Source organism: Pseudomonas sp. GW822-FHT03F08, from assembly GCF_058801265.1.
Window position 1 is genome coordinate 226,908 of the sequence record NZ_JBXANC010000003.1, and the last position, 18,632, is coordinate 245,539.

At 61.8% G+C, this 18,632-nt stretch carries 18 protein-coding genes; 13 read left to right on the top strand and 5 right to left on the bottom strand.

The genetic code is table 11. The features are described 5' to 3' along the window. Positions 1–7: 7 nt before the first annotated feature. Both araD1 and AC1RME_RS08095 read right to left on the bottom strand, forming a co-directional pair. A complete protein-coding gene (araD1, locus tag AC1RME_RS08090) occupies positions 8–1,000 on the bottom strand; it encodes an AraD1 family protein (RefSeq protein WP_493072397.1) in 993 nt (330 codons plus the stop codon). Positions 1,001–1,035: 35 nt separating this feature from the next. Next, positions 1,036–2,358, bottom strand: a complete 1,323-nt coding sequence (locus tag AC1RME_RS08095; RefSeq protein ID WP_096820057.1) for an MFS transporter — start codon at positions 2,356–2,358, stop codon at positions 1,036–1,038. A gap of 193 nt (positions 2,359–2,551) precedes the next feature. On the opposite strand from AC1RME_RS08095, the gene AC1RME_RS08100 reads away from it, so the two are divergent. Further along, positions 2,552–4,288, top strand: a complete 1,737-nt coding sequence (locus AC1RME_RS08100) for an IlvD/Edd family dehydratase (RefSeq protein ID WP_096820058.1) — start codon at positions 2,552–2,554, stop codon at positions 4,286–4,288. Positions 4,289–4,409: 121 nt separating this feature from the next. Then, positions 4,410–5,129 (top strand): FadR/GntR family transcriptional regulator, encoded by a 720-nt coding sequence (locus tag AC1RME_RS08105; protein WP_096820059.1) that lies wholly within the window; start codon positions 4,410–4,412, stop codon positions 5,127–5,129. Positions 5,130–5,200: 71 nt separating this feature from the next. Here the strand turns inward: AC1RME_RS08105 and AC1RME_RS08110 are convergent, their stop codons facing one another. Both AC1RME_RS08110 and AC1RME_RS08115 read right to left on the bottom strand, forming a co-directional pair. Then, positions 5,201–7,585 carry an efflux RND transporter permease subunit gene (locus AC1RME_RS08110; protein WP_096820060.1) on the bottom strand — a complete coding sequence of 795 codons (2,385 nt, stop codon included), beginning with the start codon at positions 7,583–7,585 and terminating at the stop codon, positions 5,201–5,203. A gap of 28 nt (positions 7,586–7,613) precedes the next feature. Continuing rightward, positions 7,614–8,642, bottom strand: coding sequence for a WD40/YVTN/BNR-like repeat-containing protein (locus AC1RME_RS08115; RefSeq protein WP_096820061.1), 1,029 nt, complete (start codon positions 8,640–8,642; stop codon positions 7,614–7,616). Positions 8,643–8,968: 326 nt separating this feature from the next. Here AC1RME_RS08115 and AC1RME_RS08120 point away from each other — a divergent pair, with 326 nt between their 5' ends. From AC1RME_RS08120 to AC1RME_RS08150, 7 genes are read left to right on the top strand one after another with little or no spacing between them, the layout of a single operon-like run. Then, a complete protein-coding gene (locus AC1RME_RS08120) occupies positions 8,969–9,559 on the top strand; it encodes an amino acid synthesis family protein (protein ID WP_493090950.1) in 591 nt (196 codons plus the stop codon). A 31-nt stretch (positions 9,560–9,590) separates the two neighbouring features. Next, positions 9,591–10,424, top strand: a complete 834-nt coding sequence (locus AC1RME_RS08125; RefSeq protein ID WP_493090952.1) for an alpha/beta fold hydrolase — start codon at positions 9,591–9,593, stop codon at positions 10,422–10,424. Then, complete coding sequence (locus AC1RME_RS08130) at positions 10,421–11,902, top strand: aldehyde dehydrogenase (protein ID WP_493090954.1); 1,482 nt, start codon at positions 10,421–10,423, stop codon at positions 11,900–11,902. Before AC1RME_RS08125 ends, AC1RME_RS08130 begins: the two co-directional genes overlap by 4 nt. Positions 11,903–11,914: 12 nt before the next feature. Next, complete coding sequence (locus AC1RME_RS08135; RefSeq protein WP_085711335.1) at positions 11,915–12,400, top strand: flavin reductase family protein; 486 nt, start codon at positions 11,915–11,917, stop codon at positions 12,398–12,400. A gap of 11 nt (positions 12,401–12,411) precedes the next feature. Next, entirely contained in the window at positions 12,412–12,801 is a 390-nt protein-coding gene (locus AC1RME_RS08140; RefSeq protein ID WP_096820065.1) for a carboxymuconolactone decarboxylase family protein, read from the top strand. A 58-nt stretch (positions 12,802–12,859) separates the two neighbouring features. Beyond that, positions 12,860–13,624, top strand: coding sequence for a GntR family transcriptional regulator (locus AC1RME_RS08145; protein WP_096820066.1), 765 nt, complete (start codon positions 12,860–12,862; stop codon positions 13,622–13,624). Position 13,625: 1 nt separating this feature from the next. Beyond that, entirely contained in the window at positions 13,626–14,189 is a 564-nt protein-coding gene (locus tag AC1RME_RS08150) for an NUDIX hydrolase (protein ID WP_096820067.1), read from the top strand. Between the two features lie 9 nt (positions 14,190–14,198). Here the strand turns inward: AC1RME_RS08150 and AC1RME_RS08155 are convergent, their stop codons facing one another. Continuing rightward, positions 14,199–14,492, bottom strand: a complete 294-nt coding sequence (locus AC1RME_RS08155; protein ID WP_493064987.1) for a DUF1330 domain-containing protein — start codon at positions 14,490–14,492, stop codon at positions 14,199–14,201. Positions 14,493–14,557: 65 nt separating this feature from the next. On the opposite strand from AC1RME_RS08155, the gene ribBA reads away from it, so the two are divergent. From ribBA to AC1RME_RS08175, 4 genes are all read left to right on the top strand, one after another. Next, the gene (gene ribBA / locus AC1RME_RS08160; protein WP_493090955.1) at positions 14,558–15,667 is read left to right on the top strand and encodes a bifunctional 3,4-dihydroxy-2-butanone-4-phosphate synthase/GTP cyclohydrolase II; all 1,110 of its coding nucleotides are present in this window, start codon (positions 14,558–14,560) and stop codon (positions 15,665–15,667) included. A gap of 166 nt (positions 15,668–15,833) precedes the next feature. Further along, complete coding sequence (locus AC1RME_RS08165) at positions 15,834–16,859, top strand: ABC transporter substrate-binding protein (protein WP_493090957.1); 1,026 nt, start codon at positions 15,834–15,836, stop codon at positions 16,857–16,859. Beyond that, positions 16,856–17,803, top strand: coding sequence for an ABC transporter permease (locus AC1RME_RS08170; protein WP_176504839.1), 948 nt, complete (start codon positions 16,856–16,858; stop codon positions 17,801–17,803). The genes AC1RME_RS08165 and AC1RME_RS08170 overlap by 4 nt, the downstream gene beginning before the upstream one ends. Positions 17,804–17,809: 6 nt before the next feature. Beyond that, positions 17,810–18,619: an ABC transporter permease gene (locus AC1RME_RS08175; RefSeq protein ID WP_096820071.1), complete on the top strand. Its 810-nt coding sequence runs from the start codon at positions 17,810–17,812 to the stop codon at positions 18,617–18,619. The last annotated feature ends 13 nt before the right edge of the window (positions 18,620–18,632 follow it).

The following is an 18,632-nucleotide window of genomic DNA, read 5'->3' on the forward strand; positions in this document are numbered from 1 at the left end:
GATCTCCTTAAAGGGTGCCGATGCTGTCCGGTTGGAAAACGGCTTCAACCGGGGCGATGCCATTGACCAGCGGCGCGCCGAATTCGGCCTGGCTGATCTCGAACACATCGCCCGGCTGAGTGCGGATGCCATCGGCGAACGACAGGGTCGCCGTGCCGAAAAAGTGGATATGCACGTCACCGGGATGCAGGAACTGGCTGTACTTGAAGTGGTGGTATTCAAGGTTCGCCAGGCTGTGGCACATGTTGGCCTCGCCGCTGAGGAACTCGTTCTGCCACAGCACTTCGCCGTCGCGCAGGATGCGGCTGGTACCGGCCAGGTGCTGCGGCAATTCACCCACGCGCAGCTCCGGGCCGTAGCTGCAACTGCGCAATTTCGAGTGGGCCAGGTACAGGTAGTTCTTGCGCTCCATGACGTGATCGGAGAACTCGTTGCCCACCGCGAAACCGAGGCGATACGGCTTGCCGTCGTGACCGATGATGTAGAGGCCGGCCATCTCAGGCTCCTCGCCGGCGTCTTCGGCAAATGGCGGTAGCGGGAACGGCTGACCGGGGCGCACAACGATGCTGCCGTCACCCTTGTAGAACCATTCCGGTTGCACCCCGGCCTGCCCCGCCGCCGGTTTGCCACCCTCCACGCCCCACTTGAAGATGCGCATGGTGTCGGTCATCGCCGCTTCGTCGCCGGCCTGTTGGTGCATCTTGTCTCGGGCCGACGCGCTACCGAGGTGCGTGAGGCCGGTGCCGCTGACCAGCAGGTGCGCTGGGTCCGGGTGATCCAGCGGCGGCAGGATGCGCAGCTTGGCCAACAGCTCGGCGTAATCGTGGCTGATGCCGAGACCGAGGGTCTGCACCTGTTGCGCCAGCGTGCCGCCAGCCTCGATCGCCGCCAGTGCCAGATCGCGCACCGTGCGCGCATCCTGCACTTCACGCACCAGACCGTCCTCGACCACCCCGACGCGGCGCTCGCCGTTACTCAATTCGAATTGAACCAGATGCATGATGTTCTCCTGTTAAGACAAATCCTGGATCGATATCAGGTGCGGGTCGCACCGCGAGCACTGGCGGCGAACTGATCAACCGGCAATACGTGTTTGCGCTCCAGCAAGCGATAGACGATGCCCGTCAGAACCAGCCCGAACACCATCACCCCGGACAGGAAGTACAGGCCCGAAGCGAGGTTGCCGGTGTATTCCTTCAACGCGCCGATCACGAACGGGCCGATGTAGCCGCCGAGGTTGCCCACCGAGTTGATCAAGGCAATACCCGCCGCCGCACTGGCACCGGCGAAGAAGCGCCCTGGCAAGGTCCAGAACACCGCCGTGCAGGAAAACAGCGCGAACGCCACCAGACACAACGCCGCCAATTGCGCCACCGGCAACGAAAGCCAGGCACTGAGGAACAGGCCGATGGCGCCCAGCACATAGAGCACCGCCAGATGCCCGTAGCGATCATTCATGCGGTCGGAACTGCGTGGCACGATCAACAGGCCGACGATGCCGAAGATGTATGGCACCGACGACACGAAACCGGTCACCAGATCGCTGCCGCCGAACTGTTTGATCAGGGTCGGCAGCCACAGGCCAAGGCCATAAATGCTCAGGGTCACCGGCAGATAGAACAGCGCCAGCAGCAACACGCGTTTGTCCTTGAGCGCATGCAGCGGATTGCCGTGGCGGGTCTGGCCGTATTCCTGCAGATCCTTTTTCAGCTCGCCGGTCAGCCAGTCCTTCTCGGCCTGATCCATCCATTTCACTTGCTGCGGGCCGTCCGGCAGCCAGCGCAGCACCGGCCAGGTCAGCAGGATCGCCGGGGTGCCGATGACGATGAACAGCCACTGCCAGCCATGCAGACCGAGAATGCCGTCCATGCCCAGCAAGCCGCCGGACACGGGGCCGGTGATCATCATCGCGATGGGTTGGGAAAGGATGAACAGCCCGAGGATCTTGCCGCGATGGCGCACCGGGAACCATTGGGTGATGTAGTACAGAACGCCGGGAAAGAACCCCGCCTCCGCCGCGCCGAGCAGAAAGCGCATCACGTAGAAACTGTGCGGGCCCTGAACGAACGCCATGCCGATGGTGATCGCGCCCCAGGTGATCATGATCCGCGCGAACCAGCGCCGCGCACCGAAGCGTTCGAGCATCAGGTTGCTGGGGATTTCCAACAGAAAGTAGCCAATGAAAAACAGCCCGGCGCCGAGGCCGTAGGCGGCATCGCCGATACCGATGTCGGCGCCCATGTGCAGCTTGGCGAAGCCGACGGCGGAGCGATCCACATAGGCGATCAGGTACAGCAGGATCAGGAAGGGAATCAGTTTCAGCGTGATGCGCCGGACAAGCCGCAGTTCCTGGCTCATGAGATCGGTCTCCGATTGTTGTTTTTATGGAACCTCGGGGGACGCCTCTCGCGGAAAACCGCCAGGGCCATCCCTCCATCGAAAACGACTATATAGTAATACTAATTACCCAACAACACTTCCAAAGCGCCGATTTTGCGCTTATGTTTAGCCGAAGCTTGCAAAAAATAGTCTTACAATAAGAGAATCGATCATGTCTGATAAGCAACCCACCCTGCGCTCCGCCCAATGGTTTGGCACGGCCGACAAGAACGGCTTCATGTACCGCAGCTGGATGAAGAATCAGGGCATCGCCGACCATCAGTTCCACGGCAAGCCGATCATCGGCATCTGCAACACCTGGTCGGAACTGACCCCGTGCAACGCGCACTTCCGCCAGATCGCGGAGCACGTCAAACGCGGTGTGATCGAGGCCGGCGGATTCCCGGTGGAATTCCCAGTGTTCTCCAACGGCGAATCGAACCTGCGCCCGACCGCCATGCTCACCCGCAACCTGGCGAGCATGGACGTCGAGGAAGCGATTCGCGGCAACCCGATTGACGGCGTGGTGCTGCTGACCGGTTGCGACAAGACCACCCCGGCCCTGCTGATGGGCGCGGCCAGTTGCGACGTGCCGGCCATCGTCGTCACCGGCGGGCCGATGCTCAATGGCAAGCACAAGGGCAAGGACATTGGTTCCGGCACGGTGGTCTGGCAGCTCAGTGAACAGGTGAAGGCCGGCACCATCACGATTGACGATTTCCTCGCGGCCGAGGGCGGCATGTCCCGCTCGGCCGGCACCTGCAACACCATGGGCACAGCCTCGACCATGGCCTGCATGGCCGAAGCACTGGGCACGTCCCTGCCGCACAACGCGGCGATTCCGGCGGTGGATGCGCGGCGTTATGTGCTGGCGCACATGTCCGGCATGCGCGCGGTTGAGATGGTTCGTGAAGACTTGAAGCTGTCGAAGATCCTCACCAAGGAAGCCTTCGAAAACGCGATCCGGGTCAACGCGGCGATTGGTGGTTCGACCAACGCGGTGATTCACCTCAAAGCCATCGCCGGACGCATTGGCGTCGAGCTGGATCTGGACGACTGGACCCGGATGGGTCGCGGCATGCCGACCATTGTCGACCTGCAACCGTCAGGGCGTTTCCTGATGGAAGAGTTCTACTACGCCGGGGGTTTGCCGGCCGTATTGCGCCGCCTCGGCGAAGCCAATCTGATTCCGAATCCGAACGCGCTGACCGTCAACGGTAAATCCATCGGCGAGAACACCAAGGACGCGCCGATCTACGGTGAAGACGAAGTGATCCGCACCCTCGACAATCCGATCCGCGCTGACGGCGGCATCTGTGTGTTGCGCGGCAATCTGGCGCCACTGGGCGCAGTGCTCAAGCCATCCGCCGCCACACCGGAACTGATGCAACACCGTGGTCGCGCGGTCGTATTCGAGAACTTCGACCTGTACAAGGCACGGATCAACGACCCGGAGCTGGACGTCGATGCGAACTCGATTCTGGTGATGAAAAACTGCGGGCCGAAGGGTTATCCGGGCATGGCCGAAGTCGGCAACATGGGTTTGCCGGCCAAGCTGCTGGCCCAGGGCGTGACGGATATGGTGCGCATCTCCGACGCTCGCATGAGCGGCACAGCGTACGGCACCGTCGTGTTGCACGTCGCCCCGGAAGCGGCGGCCGGCGGGCCTTTGGCGGCAGTGAAAGAAGGCGACTGGATCGAGCTGGACTGCGCCAGCGGGCGTTTGCACTTGGACATTCCGGACGCTGAACTGGCGGCACGCATGGCGGATCTGCAACCGCCGCAGCCGTTGTTGGTGGGGGGTTATCGTCAGTTGTACATCGACCATGTGCTGCAGGCGGATCAGGGGTGTGATTTTGACTTCCTGGTGGGTTGTCGAGGTGCTGAGGTCCCTCGCCACTCGCACTGACACCACCATGCCTCCTGTGGGAGCAAGCTCGCTCCCACATTTGCGCTGTATCTGCCTCAAGATTGTGTGGTGCCTGCTATGATGCGCGGCATCTCCATCGTTCAGGATCGCCCCGCGCCCCATGGATTACCGCAAACCTTCCGACCGCAAAAGCATGCACTCGCGCATCGTCCAGGAACTGGGCATGCAGATTGTTTCCGGACGCTTTTTGCCTTGCGACAAACTGCCCGCCGAAGCCTTGCTCTGCGAGGAGTACGCGGTCAGTCGGCCGGTGTTGCGCGAAGCCACGCGGGTGTTGGTGGCCAAAGGGCTGGTGTACTCGAAGCCGCGCGTCGGCACCGTGGTCAAGCCGCGCCGCGAATGGCACATGCTCGACCCGGACGTATTGCACTGGCTGATGCAAAGCAGCCCGCAAAATGAATTCTTCAATGTGCTGACCAGCGTGCGTAGCATCATTGAACCGGCCGCTGCCGCCCTCGCCGCCCAACACGCCACCGATGCCGACATCGCCGCCATCGGCGAAGCCTACCAGCGCATGGAAGCCGCGCCGACGCCGGAAGCGTTGCTGCAACCGGATCTGGATTTCCACAGCCGCATCGCCGATGCGACCCATAACGACTTGCTGGCGAATCTGTGCAACATGCTGTCGGTGGCGATTGCCGAGGCGTTGAAGCATTCGAACCAGCGGCCGAATCTGCATGAACTGGCGTTGCCTCGGCATAAGGCGATTTTGACGGCGATCGAGAACCGGGATGCGTTGGGGGCTCGGCATGCGACGTTGGTGCAACTGGATGATGCGCGGAGCGCTTTGAGTGTTGTGCTTGGTACTGAAATTTCTTAAGACTTGAGACCGCTTGCCCCATAAAAAAGCCGCAACCCTAAAGTTGCGGCTTTTTCGTTTCAGCGGCCCAATCAGTGAGCAAACAACGAGTTCCCCTTCTGCCCCGCCAGTTTCTCCGGCTTGATCAGGAACTTGGCCAGTGCCGGCAACAGCCACAGCGCACCGAACATGTTCCACAGCAGCATGAAGGTCAGCATCAGGCCCATGTCGGCCTGGAACTTGATCGCCGAGAAGATCCAGGTGCACACACCGATGGCCAGGCACAGACCGGTGAACAGCACCGCTTTACCGGTGGATTTCAGGGTCTGGTAATAGGCTTCCTGCAACGGCAGGCCGGCACGCAGGAAACTTTCCAGACGGCTGTAGATGTAGATGCCGTAGTCCACGCCGATTCCCACGCCCAGCGCCACCACCGGCAGCGTCGCAACCTTCACGCCGATGCCCATGAACGCCATCAGCGCGTTGCCAAGTACCGAGGTCAATACCAGCGGCAGCACGATGCACAGAGTCGCCGCCCAAGAACGGAAGGTGATCATGCACATCACCGCCACGCAGATGTACACCAGCACCAGGATGGTCAGTTCGGCCTGTTTGATGACTTCGTTGGTGGCCGCTTCAATCCCGGCGTTACCGGCCGCCAGGATGAATTCCAGACCTTCTTTGTTGTTGTCCTTGGCGAATTCCTGCACCGCATGCACCGCACGATCCAGGGTTTCAGCCTTGTGATCGTTGAGGAACACCAGCACCGGCGCCAGCGAGCAACTGTTGTTGTACAGGCCGTCGGCACGGGCGATGGAGTTGTTCAGCACGTCCGGGTTGCGCGACAGGGTTTCCCATTTCAGGTTGCCCTCGTTCATGCCCTTGATCATCTGCTTGGACACGGTCACCAGCGAGATCGCCGACTGCACGCCCTCGGTGTTCTGCATTTTCCACATCAGCTCATCGATCGGCGCCATGGCTTCGTAGCGCGAACAGCCTTCGGACTTGGTCTTGACCATCACCACCAGTACGTCGGAACTGGTGGAGTAGTTGTTGATGATGAAGTTGTTGTCCTTGTTATAGCGCGAGTCCGGACGCAGTTCCGGCGCGCCCTGGTCGAGGTCGCCGATCTTCAGGTTCTGGCTGTACCAGAGGCCGCCACCGAAGGCGATCAGAGCGAGCGCAATGGACACCGGTGCGACTTTCGGGCTGGCAAAGTTCGACAGCAGGCGCCAGAACGGGTGTTCGCGGTTAGCGTCCTTCTTGCTCTTGGCCACCGCACGCTTGCTGATGCCGACATAGGAAATCGCCACCGGTAGCAGAATCAGGTTGGTGAACACGATCACCGCCACGCCGATGGACGCGCCGATGGCCAGTTCACGGATCACGCCGATGTCGATGATCAGCAGCGTGATGAAGCCCACCGCATCCGCGAGAATCGCGATCATCCCCGGCAGGAACAGTTGCCGGAACGTACGCCGCGCGGCGGTCAGGGCGTTGTCCGCCTCGCTCGATTGCAGGGCGATACCGTTGATCTTTTGCACGCCGTGGGAAATCCCGATGGCGAAGATCAGGAACGGCACCAGCATCGAATACGGATCGAGGCCGAAACCGAAGAAGTGCATCAACCCCAGTTGCCAGACCACCGCCACCAGCGTGGTGCTCAACACCGCCACGGTACTGCGCAGGCAGTTGGTGAACCACAGCAGCAAAATCAGGGTGATGACGAAGGCGACGCCGAAGAACATCACCACCATCACCAGACCGTCGATCAGGTCACCGACCTTCTTGGCGAAACCGACGATGTGGATCTTGACGTTGGGGTTCTGCGCTTCGAACTTGTTGCGGATCTTGTCTTCCAGTTCATGGGAGAACTGGCGGTAGTCCAGCGCCAGCAACTTGCCCTGGTCCTGCGGGTCCGGGTAGGACTCCAGCAGCGGAATGTCGACGATGCTCGACTTGAAGTCGTTGGCCACCAGACGCCCGACCTGACCCGACTTGAGCACGTTGTTGCGCAGCATGTCGAGGCTGTCCTGGGAACCGTCGTAGCTCTGCGGGATCACTTCACCGCCGGCAAAGCCTTCCTCGGTCACCTCGGTCCAGCGCACGCTCGGGCTCCACAGCGACTTCAGGCCGGAACGGTCGACGCCGGAGATGTAGAACACCTCGTCGTTGATCTGGCGCAGGGTCTCCATGTACTCCTTGGAGAAGATGTCACCGTCCTTGGCCTCCACCGAAATGCGCACGGTGTTGCCCAGGTTCGTCAGATCGTTGCGGTGCTCCATCATCTTCTCGATGAACGGATGCTTGAGCGGGATCATTTTTTCGAAACTGGTGGACGGCCGGATCAGCGTCGCCTGCCAGAACAGGAAAATACTGACCAGCAGGCAGATCACGATCACTGCCGGGCGGTTGTTGAAGATCAGGCGTTCGAGAAAGGTCGCCTTGTCCTGATGATGAGTGCTCAAGGAAGTCATAGCCCCGCCTTCTTATTATTGATTCGGCTCATTTGCCCAGCTCGGTGCCGTTGGGCGTGGTGGTGTGGACGCCACCCTGCCCGCTCAGGATCAGATTGCCGTTGCCGGCGGCGGTGACCGACGACAGCGAGATGCGATCCGGGCGGTTGAACACGCTGAAGGTTTCGCCGTTGTCGCTGCTGCTGATCACCGTACCGCCGTTGCCGACGATGACGATCGAACCGTCTTCGAGGAGCGTGGCGCCGGACAGGCCGAATTCCAGCGCACCGCGCGCCGCCTTGAGTTCGACTTGCTGCCAGGTGCTGCCGAAATCAGTGGAGCGGTAGAGGTTGCCGCGCAGCCCGTAGGCCAGCAGCGTGGAAGGCTGGGCGGTGCCGATCACACCGAACAGCGAGCCCTGATACGGGCCTTCGATTTTTTCCCAGGTCTGGCCCCAGTCGGCGGAGCGGAACATCGCGCCCTGTTCACCCACGATGAACAGCCCGGCGTCTTTCACGGCGGCGATGGCGTTGAGGTGAAACTGATCCTGGTTGTCGAGGCGGTCGCTGACGTCTTGCCAGTTCTTGCCGCCGTCGGTGGTCTCGAGCAATGCGCCGTAGGCCCCCACGGCCAGGCCGTTGTTGACGTCCTTGAACCAGAGGTCGAGCAGCGGCGATTCGCGCTTGAGGTCTTCGAACTGTTTGGTCCAGGTCAGGCCGCCGTCTTCGCTGGCGAGGATCTGTGCGTCATGGCCGACGGCCCAGCCGTGTTTGTCGTCGACGAAATACACGGCCGTCAGCAACTGGCGGCTTGGCACCTTGGCCTGGGTCCAGGTCTTGCCCTGGTCGTCGGAGTAGAGAATGTGCCCGCGATCACCGACCGCCACCAGCCGTGAACCGGCGTGAACGACATCGAGCATCAGGCTTTTCGGGGCCTTGGCCGATTCGATGGCGTAGACCACGTCGGCTGGCGCTTCGGCGGCCAGTACGGGCGCCGACAAGGTGGCAAAGCCCAGCAGAGAGAGTGCTGTGGCCAGCAACGCGGTGTTGCGAAACGCCGGCGGGCGGCAACGACTCATAGACCTTCCCCTATTTATTATTGTTAGGCCATTCGGCCTTCAAGGGCGCCGCAAGTGTGCTCCAGCGACGGTTGGTCAGAAGCATAGTCCTGAAACCCGCAATCCAGAGCCACTTCGGAAGCTGGCTCATCCTATCGGGCATTCGAAACGTCTGACAATCGGCGCAACGTTATCTTTTGTTAACCGAAAGGGATTACAGCAGCGGCTGAATGCACGGGCATTCGTCCGACTGATGGGCGGGAATCTTGCGTGGGGGACTTGCACGATCGGTATTATGGTATACCATCAGACGCACAGACACTCTTTATCCCCCTACGGAGCAGCTCATGAGTTTCGAAATTCGCAAGATCGTCAGCTATGTCGAAGAGACCTTCATTGAAGGCGGCAAGGCTTCCGACACCCCGGTGACCATGGTGGGCCTGGCCGTCGTGATGAAGAACCCGTGGGTCGGCAATGGCTTTGTCGAAGACCTCAAGCCGCAGATCCGCGCAAACTGCTCTGACCTCGGCGCGATGATGGTCGAGCGTCTGGTGGGCATCATCGGCGGCGCCGAGAAAATCGAGGCTTACGGCAAAGCGGCAGTGGTCGGTGCGGACGGCGAGATCGAACACGCCTCGGCGGTGATCCACACCCTGCGCTTCGGCAATCACTACCGCGAAGCGGTCAAGGCCAAGAGTTACCTGAGCTTCACCAACAAGCGCGGCGGTCCGGGCACTTCGATCCAGATCCCGATGATGCACAAGGACGACGAAGGCCTGCGCTCGCACTACATCACCCTGGAAATGCAGATCGAAGATGCCCCGCGCACCGACGAAATCGTCGTGGTACTCGGTTGCGCCGACGGTGGCCGTCTGCACCCGCGCATCGGCAACCGCTACATCGATCTGGAAGAACTGGCCGCCGAAAAAGCCCAGTAATCACAATAAAAAGGCATTGCAGGAGCGCTCCATGATTCGGCATACCGCTGAACTCACCCCGGCCGGCACCAGTTATCTGGCGACCGGCCAGGGCCACCCCGTGGTGTTGATCCACGGCGTGGGCCTGAACAAAGAAATGTGGGGCGGCCAGATCGTTGGCCTGGCCACGCAATACCGGGTGATCGCCTACGACATGCTCGGGCACGGCGCCAGCCCGCGACCGGCCAGCGGCACCGCCCTGCTCGGTTATGCCGATCAGTTGCTGGAGCTGCTCGACCACCTGCAATTGCCGCTGGCGTCGGTGATCGGCTTTTCCATGGGCGGTCTGGTGGCGCGGGCCTTTGCCCTGCATTACCCGCAGCGCCTGAAAAGCCTGGTGGTGCTCAACAGTGTGTTCAACCGTAGCGAAGAGCAGCGCGCCGGGGTCATCGCCCGCACCGCGCAGGCCGCCGAACATGGACCGGACGCGAATGCCGAAGCGGCGCTGTCGCGCTGGTTCAGCCGCGAATATCAGGCAGCCAATCCGGCGCAGATCGCCGCGATCCGCCAGACCCTCGCCGGCAATGACCCGCAGGGCTACCTGACCACCTACGAATTGTTCGCCACCCAGGACATGTACCGTGCCGACGACCTGGGCAGCATCCAGGCGCCGACGCTGATCGCCACCGGCGAGCTGGACCCCGGATCGACCCCGGAAATGGCCGAGCAACTGGCCGCGCGCATTCCCGGCGCGAAGGTTGCCGTGCTGCCCGAGCAACGGCATATGATGCCGGTAGAGTCGCCTCGGCTGGTGAACCAGACGCTGCTGGAATTTCTCGAAACCGCACACGCCCGACAAAACCCTATAAAGGGGATCGTTGCATGACACTCGCACGCTTCCAGATGTGCATCGGAGGAGAATGGGTCGACGCCCTCTCCGGCAAGACTTTCGAAAGCCTCAACCCGGCGCTGGCCGAGCCCTGGGCCGAACTGCCCGACGCGGATGAAGCCGACGTCGAACGCGCCGTCCAAGCCGCGCAAACCGCTTTCGACAGCCCAGCGTGGCGTGGCCTGACCGCCACCGCGCGCGGCAAACTGTTGCGTCGTCTCGGTGACCTGATCGCTGAAAACAAGGAACAACTGGCGCAGCTGGAAAGCCGCGACAACGGCAAACTGATCCGCGAAACCCGGGGTCAGGTCGGTTATCTGCCGGAGTTCTTCCACTACACCGCGGGCCTTGCCGACAAGCTTGAAGGCGGCACCCTGCCGCTGGATAAGCCCGACCTGTTTGCCTACACCGTGCACGAAGCCATGGGTGTGGTCGCCGCGATCATTCCGTGGAACAGCCCTCTTTACCTGACCGCGATCAAACTGGCGCCGGCGCTGGCGGCGGGCAACACCATCGTGATCAAACCGTCCGAGCATGCCTCGGCGACCATTCTGGAACTGGCGCGCCTGGCCCTCGAAGCCGGGATTCCACCGGGCGTGGTCAACGTTGTCACCGGTTACGGCCCGAGCACCGGCGCCGCCCTCACCCGCCATCCGCTGATCCGCAAGATCGCCTTCACCGGCGGCGCAGCCACGGCCCGGCATGTGGTGCGCAGCAGTGCCGAGAACTTCGCCAAGCTGTCGCTGGAACTGGGCGGCAAGTCACCGAACATCATCTTCGCCGACGCTGATCTGGACAGTGCGATCAATGGTGCGATTGCCGGGATCTACGCGGCGTCCGGCCAGAGCTGTGTATCCGGTTCGCGACTGCTGGTACAGGACGAAATCTACGACGAGTTCGTCAGCCGACTGGTGGAACGCGCCGGGCGCATCCGCATCGGTAACCCGCAGGACGACAGCAGCGAAATGGGCCCGATGGCCACCGCGCAGCAACTGGCCGTGGTGGAAGGTCTGGTGGCCGACGCCATCGCCGAAGGTGCGCGTCTGCGACTGGGCGGCAAGCGGCCGAGTGGCGTGGGCGACGGCTGGTTCTACGAACCGACGCTGTTCGAGTGCGACCGTAACTCGATGAAGATCATGCAGGAAGAAGTGTTCGGCCCGGTGGCCTCGGTCATCCGCTTCAAGGACGAAGCCGAAGCGCTGGCGATTGCCAACGACTCGCAGTTCGGCCTCGCCGCCGGCATATGGACCCGCGACCTGGGCCGTGCCCATCGACTCGCCCGGGACGTACGCTCGGGGATCATCTGGGTCAACACCTACCGCGCGGTGTCGGCGATGGCACCGATCGGCGGCTTCAAAAACAGTGGCTATGGACGCGAAAGCGGCATCGATTCGGTGCTGGCCTACACCGAACTGAAAACGGTGTGGATCAACCTCTCTCAGGCACCGATGCCTGATCCGTTTGTGATGCGCTAGGAGTCCTGCGACATGATCGAACCCGGCATTTACAAAGACGTCATGAGCTCGTTTCCGTCCGGGGTCACGGTGGTCACCACCCTCGACCCGGATGGCGGCATCGTCGGGATCACCGCCAGCGCCTTCAGTGCGCTGTCGATTGACCCGGCGCTGGTGCTGTTCTGTCCCAACTATGCTTCCGACACCTACCCGGTGCTGCGCGACAGCAAGCGTTTCGCGATCCATTTGCTGTCCGCCGACCAGACCGCCGAGGCCTACGCCTTCGCCGGCAAAGGCAAGGACAAGGCCAACGGCATCGACTGGCATTTGAGCGAGCTCGGTAACCCGATCCTCGCCAAGGCCACGGCGATCATCGAGTGCGAGTTGTGGCGCGAATACGACGGTGGCGACCACGCGATCATCGTCGGCGCGGTGAAGAACCTGATCCTGCCGGCGCAACCGGTGACGCCGATGATCTATCACAAGGGCAAGCTCGGCGCCCTGCCGACACTGGGTTGAGCGGAGGACACATGAGCCACGAAAAATATGAGCAGGGCCTGAAGATCCGCACCCAGGTGCTCGGCGAAGCCTACGTGCAGCGCTCGATCGAGAACGCCGACGACTTCACCCGCCCGCTGCAGGAAATGGTCACCGAATACTGCTGGGGCCATGTCTGGGGACGCGAGGGTCTGTCGCTCAAGGAGCGCAGCATGATCAACCTGGCGATGATCTCCGCGTTGAACCGCCCGCATGAACTCAAGCTGCATGTGCGCGGCGCCTTGCGTAACGGCCTGAGTCGTGAGCAAATACGCGAAATTCTGCTTCAGGTCGGTATTTATTGCGGCGTCCCGGCAGCCGTGGACAGTTTCCGGCTCGCCCGTGAAGCCTTCGCCGAAGCCGACGCCGAGGCCTCCAGTTAACCCCTCGGCTGTTTGAATGCCCGTCTGGCATGGACAGCCACACTAAAGAGCGGACCCCATGAAACGCCTGCCACTCGACGACAGCTTCAAGGTCAATCGCAACCCCGTCACCCTGCGCGAAATCGTGCTGGATAAACTGCGAAGCGCCATCATGAACTTCCAGCTGCTGCCGGGCGATCGCCTGGTGGAGCGCGATCTGTGCGATCGCCTGGGTGTCAGCCGTACGTCGGTGCGTGAAGCCTTGCGTCACCTGGAATCCGAGGGCCTGGTGGAGTTCGCCGACGCCAAGGGCCCGCGTGTGGCAATCATCACCCTCGCCGATGCGGTCGACATCTATGAACTGCGCTGCGTGCTCGAAGGCCTGATCGTCCAGTTGTTCACCCTGCGCGCCAAGGCCAAGGACATCAAAGCCCTGGAAAAAGCCCTCGACGAGAACCGCAAGGCGCTCAAGGACGGCGAACTGCAACAGGTAATCGACTCGGTGCAGGGTTTCTACGACGTGCTGCTGGAAGGCTCCGGCAACCATGTCGCGGCCACTCAGCTGCGCCAGTTGCAGGCACGCATCAGCTACCTGCGGGCGACCTCGGTGTCCCAGGAGAACCGTCGCGGCGCGAGCAACCAGGAAATGGAAAAAATGGTCGAGGCGATCAAGAGCGGCGATCCGCTGGCGGCGCATCAGGCGTGCGTCGATCACGTTCGCGCCGCCGCTGCGGTGGCCCTCGATTATCTCAAGCGCAAACAGGAAGAAACCGGCACCGTACTCAAAGGCACGCCGCCGATCACCCTGCCCATCCCGCTGAAAGAACCGCGCATAGGTCACTGACATGTTCAGCCCGAGCTTTTGCCCGAAATGCGGTGGCGCTGACCTCGGTCAGCAGGTGCCGCCGGGCGATACGCACGAGCGCCTGATGTGCCGCGGCTGCGGCTACATCCACTATGTAAACCCGAAGATCATCGCCGGCTGCATCATCGAGCAGGACGGCAAATACCTCTTGTGCCAACGGGCGATCCCCCCGCGCGCCGGCACCTGGACTTTGCCCGCCGGTTTCATGGAAAGCGGCGAAACCACCGAACAGGCAGCCCTGCGCGAAGTCTGGGAAGAAAGCGGCGTACGTGCGGAAATCGTCTCGCCGTACTCGATCTTCAGCGTGCCGAAGATCAGCGAGGTCTACATCATCTTCCGCGCCCTCGCGCTGGAGATCACCGGCCAGTACGGCCCGGAAACCCTCGACTACAAATTCTTCGCCCCCGAAGACATTCCGTGGGACCAGATTTACTACCCGGCGATCCGGCAGATCCTCGAACGCTACATCGAGGAACGCCAGGCCGGGGTGTATGGCATGTACATGGGCAATGACGACAGCGGCAAGATTCATTTCATGCGCTGATCGTGCTGCTTACGGCGCCATTCCTTCTACGATGATGATTTCCGCCTTCGCCCATTCCTCGCGATAACCTTTCGCTTCCTGATACGCCGCCGAGCGATAGCACGCCACCGCCTGCTCGTAGCTGTCGAACTCGATCACCACGCTGCGCTGAGGCGTCGTCCGCCCTTCCATCGCTTCGCTGCGCCCGCCTCTGGCTAAAAACTTCGCGCCGAACTCGGCGAACGCTTTTGGCGCGCGCTGGGTGTATTGGCTGTAGTGATCGGGATCGGTGATGTCCACGTGAGCAATCCAGTACGCCTTCATAGTGACCTCTCAGTTGAATTTGTATTATGGTATACCACGAATTTCATCCACATCGAGAGTCCAGCATGGCCTTCAACAGCATCGAAGAAATCATCGAAGATTATCGCCTCGGCAAAATGGTGTTGCTGGTCGATGACGAAGACCGGGAAAACGAAGGCGACCTGCTGCTGGCCGCTAATCGTTGCACGCCCGAGGCGATCAGTTTCATGGCCCGTGAGGCTCGGGGGCTGATTTGCCTGACGTTGACCGACGATCATTGCCAGCGCCTGGGACTTGAGCAAATGGTGCCGAGCAATGGCAGCGTGTTCAGCACGGCGTTCACGGTTTCCATCGAAGCGGCGGTCGGCGTGACTACCGGGATTTCCGCTGCCGACCGCGCTTGTACGGTGGCCGCTGCGGTGGCGCCGAATGCTCGCGCAGAAGACCTGGTGCAGCCCGGCCATATCTTCCCGCTGCGCGCCAAGGAAGGTGGCGTGCTGACCCGTGCCGGCCATACCGAGGCCGGTTGTGATCTGGCGCGCCTCGCCGGTTTCACGCCAGCGTCGGTAATCGTCGAAGTGATGAACGACGACGGCACCATGGCCCGCCGCCCGGATCTGGAAGTTTTTGCGCGCAAGCACGGGATCAAGATCGGCACCATCGCCGACCTGATCCACTATCGCCTGAGCACCGAACACACCATCGAGCGCATCGGCGAGCGGGAGTTGCCGACGGTGCATGGCACCTTCCGTTTGATCACTTTCGAAGATCGCATCGAGGGTGGTGTGCACATGGCGATGGTCATGGGCGAATTGCGTCGCGAAGAACCGACGCTGGTGCGCGTGCATGTGATCGATCCGCTACGGGATCTGGTCGGCGCCGAGTACAGCGGGCCAACGAACTGGACGCTATGGGCAGCGTTGCAACGTGTCGCCGCCGAAGGGCATGGCGTGGTCGTGGTGCTGGCCAATCATGAGTCGTCGCAGGCGTTGCTGGAGCGAGTGCCGCAGCTGACTCAGCCGCCACGGCAGTTCAGTCGTTCGCAATCGCGGATCTATTCCGAGGTGGGAACCGGGGCGCAGATTCTGCAGAACCTGGGCGTCGGTAAGCTGCGTCACCTGGGCCCGCCGCTCAAATACGCCGGTTTGACCGGCTACGATCTTGAGGTAGTCGAGAGCATTCCGTTCACCGAATAACCCCGTTTGCCAGATAGCCGGTAAGGCAAAGTGCTTGCACAATGTTTGGAATACCATAATATGATATTCCATAGACCGGACGACCTGAAAAACCGTCCAGCTACTGCTCCCGACAGGCGGGCAACAACGCAAGCCCGCTCAAAAACACAACAATGAGGGCGTAAAAATGGTGTTGAACAAAGCTGCAACCGCGATTTTTCTTGCGGGACTGCTGAGCGTGACCGGTCAGGCCGCGATGGCCGCCGAGAGTGTGAACTTTGTCAGCTGGGGCGGTAGCACCCAGGATGCGCAGAAACAGGCCTGGGCCGATCCATTCAGCAAGGCCAGCGGCATCACCGTTGTGCAGGACGGTCCGACCGACTACGGCAAACTCAAAGCCATGGTCGAGAGCGGCAACGTGCAATGGGACGTCGTTGATGTCGAAGCCGACTTTGCCCTGCGCGCCGCCTCCGAAGGCCTGCTTGAACCCCTCGACTTCAAACAGATCCAGCGCGACAAGATCGACCCGCGTTTTGTCAGCGACTACGGCGTCGGTTCGTTCTTCTTCTCCTTCGTCCTCGGTTATAACGAGGGCAAGCTCGGCGCCAACAAGCCTCAGGACTGGAGCGCGCTGTTCGACACCAAGACCTTCCCCGGCAAACGCGCCCTGTACAAATGGCCAAGCCCCGGCGTGCTTGAACTGGCGTTGCTCGCCGACGGCGTGCCGTCCGACAAGCTTTACCCGCTGGACCTGGATCGCGCCTTCAAGAAACTCGACACCATCAAGAAAGACATCGTCTGGTGGGGCGGCGGCGCGCAGTCGCAGCAACTGCTGGCCTCCGGTGAAGCGAGCATGGGCCAGTTCTGGAACGGCCGGATTCACGCCCTGCAAGAAGACGGCGCACCGGTCGGCGTGAGCTGGAAGCAGAACCTGGTCATGGCCGACATCCTGGTCGTACCAAAGGGTTCGAAAAACAAGGACGCGGCGATGAAGTTCCTGGCCAGCGCCAGCAGCGCGAAGGGTCAAGCGGACTTCTCCAACCTGACCGCCTACGCCCCGGTCAACGTCGACAGCGTGGCGCGTCTGGACTCGACGCTGGCCCCGAACCTGCCGACTGCCTACGCTAAGGATCAGATCACTCTTGATTTCGCGTACTGGGCCAAAAACGGCCAGGCCATCGCGACACGGTGGAACGAATGGCTGGTCAAATGAAAATGGCGGCCACCGCGTCCCGTCCCTCCACTGCCACCGGGAGCGCCGCCAGCGCTGCCGGGTCGGCCGCCGGAAAAAAGGCGAGTGCCATGGCGCCAGCCCCGTCCCTCAAGCAACGCTGGCGCGGCGCCGGCAACCTCGCGCCGGCGCTGCTGTTCCTCGGCCTGTTCTTTCTCGCGCCGTTGATTGGCCTGCTGTTGCGCGGCGTGCTGGAACCCGTGCCGGGCCTCGGCAACTATGAGCAACTGTTCGCCAATTCGGCGTACGCCCGGGTGCTGTTCAACACCTTTTCGGTGGCCGGACTGGTAACCGTGTTCAGCCTGCTGCTGGGCTTCCCGCTGGCGTGGGCAATCACCCTGGTGCCACGGGGCTGGGGCCGCTGGATCCTCAACATCGTGCTGTTGTCGATGTGGACCAGCCTCCTTGCCCGCACCTATTCGTGGCTGGTGCTGTTGCAGGCCTCGGGCGTCATCAATAAAGCCCTGATGGCCATGGGCATCATCGATCAGCCGCTGGAAATGGTGCACAACCTGACCGGCGTGGTGATCGGCATGAGCTACATCATGATCCCGTTCATCGTGCTGCCGTTGCAGGCGACCATGCAGGCCATCGACCCGATGATCCTGCAGGCCGGTTCGATCTGTGGCGCCAGCCCGTGGACCAACTTCTTCCGGGTGTTCCTGCCGCTGTGCCGGCCGGGCCTGGCGTCCGGCGGGTTGATGGTGTTCGTGATGTCGCTCGGTTACTACGTCACCCCGGCGCTGCTGGGCGGGGCGCAGAACATGATGCTGCCGGAGTTCATCATTCAGCAGGTGCAGTCGTTCCTCAACTGGGGTCTGGCCAGCGCCGGCGCCGCGTTGCTGATCGTCATCACCCTGGTGCTGTTCTACTTCTACCTGAAGCTCCAGCCGGAATCCCCGGTTGGCGCCAGTAACGCGAGGTAAGCCGACATGCTCCTGACTCCCAACGCCATGAGCCGCCGGATGCGCTTCGGCCTGTACGCCACCACCGGGCTGATCGCGCTGTTTCTGCTGCTGCCGATCGTCTTCATTGTCCTGCTGTCGTTCGGCTCGTCCCAGTGGCTGGTGTTCCCGCCGCCGGGCTGGACGCTGAAATGGTACGGCCAGTTCTTCTCCAATGCCGACTGGATGAGCGCAGCACTGGCCAGCCTCAAGGTTGCAGTACTGACCACGATCTGCGCCGTCGCCCTCGGTTTGCCGACTGCCTTTGCGCTGGTTCGCGGGCGCTTTCCCGGTCGGGAAATGCTCTACGGCCTGTTCACCCTGCCGATGATTGTGCCGCTGGTGATCATCGCCGTGGCGGTGTACGCGCTGTTCCTCAAGCTCGGTTATACCGGGACGATGTTCGCCTTCGTCGTCAGCCATGTGATCGTCGCGCTGCCGTTCACCATCATCTCGATCATCAACTCGCTGAAGCTGTTCGATCAGTCGATTGAGGACGCGGCAGTGATCTGCGGTGCGTCACGCTTGCAAGCGGTGTTCAAGGTGACCTTTCCGGCGATTCGTCCGGGGATGGTGGCCGGCGCGCTCTTCGCCTTTCTGGTTTCGTGGGACGAAGTGGTGCTCAGCGTGATGATGGCCAGCCCGACCCTGCAAACCCTTCCCGTGAAAATGTGGACCACCCTGCGCCAGGACCTGACGCCCGTGATCGCCGTCGCCTCGACGCTGCTGATCGGCCTGTCGGTATTGGTCATGGTGATCGCCGCCGCCCTGCGTCGGCGCAACGAAATCAGCGCCTGAGCGCCAGGAGTAC

Coding starts and splice junctions, on each gene's coding strand:
- araD1 (WP_493072397.1), bottom strand. CDS start 1,000: ATGCATCTGGTTCAATTCGAATTGAGTAACGGCGAGCGCCGCGTCGGG.
- AC1RME_RS08095 (WP_096820057.1), bottom strand. CDS start 2,358: ATGAGCCAGGAACTGCGGCTTGTCCGGCGCATCACGCTGAAACTGATT.
- AC1RME_RS08100 (WP_096820058.1), top strand. CDS start 2,552: ATGTCTGATAAGCAACCCACCCTGCGCTCCGCCCAATGGTTTGGCACG.
- AC1RME_RS08105 (WP_096820059.1), top strand. CDS start 4,410: ATGGATTACCGCAAACCTTCCGACCGCAAAAGCATGCACTCGCGCATC.
- AC1RME_RS08110 (WP_096820060.1), bottom strand. CDS start 7,585: ATGACTTCCTTGAGCACTCATCATCAGGACAAGGCGACCTTTCTCGAA.
- AC1RME_RS08115 (WP_096820061.1), bottom strand. CDS start 8,642: ATGAGTCGTTGCCGCCCGCCGGCGTTTCGCAACACCGCGTTGCTGGCC.
- AC1RME_RS08120 (WP_493090950.1), top strand. CDS start 8,969: ATGAGTTTCGAAATTCGCAAGATCGTCAGCTATGTCGAAGAGACCTTC.
- AC1RME_RS08125 (WP_493090952.1), top strand. CDS start 9,591: ATGATTCGGCATACCGCTGAACTCACCCCGGCCGGCACCAGTTATCTG.
- AC1RME_RS08130 (WP_493090954.1), top strand. CDS start 10,421: ATGACACTCGCACGCTTCCAGATGTGCATCGGAGGAGAATGGGTCGAC.
- AC1RME_RS08135 (WP_085711335.1), top strand. CDS start 11,915: ATGATCGAACCCGGCATTTACAAAGACGTCATGAGCTCGTTTCCGTCC.
- AC1RME_RS08140 (WP_096820065.1), top strand. CDS start 12,412: ATGAGCCACGAAAAATATGAGCAGGGCCTGAAGATCCGCACCCAGGTG.
- AC1RME_RS08145 (WP_096820066.1), top strand. CDS start 12,860: ATGAAACGCCTGCCACTCGACGACAGCTTCAAGGTCAATCGCAACCCC.
- AC1RME_RS08150 (WP_096820067.1), top strand. CDS start 13,626: ATGTTCAGCCCGAGCTTTTGCCCGAAATGCGGTGGCGCTGACCTCGGT.
- AC1RME_RS08155 (WP_493064987.1), bottom strand. CDS start 14,492: ATGAAGGCGTACTGGATTGCTCACGTGGACATCACCGATCCCGATCAC.
- ribBA (WP_493090955.1), top strand. CDS start 14,558: ATGGCCTTCAACAGCATCGAAGAAATCATCGAAGATTATCGCCTCGGC.
- AC1RME_RS08165 (WP_493090957.1), top strand. CDS start 15,834: ATGGTGTTGAACAAAGCTGCAACCGCGATTTTTCTTGCGGGACTGCTG.
- AC1RME_RS08170 (WP_176504839.1), top strand. CDS start 16,856: ATGAAAATGGCGGCCACCGCGTCCCGTCCCTCCACTGCCACCGGGAGC.
- AC1RME_RS08175 (WP_096820071.1), top strand. CDS start 17,810: ATGCTCCTGACTCCCAACGCCATGAGCCGCCGGATGCGCTTCGGCCTG.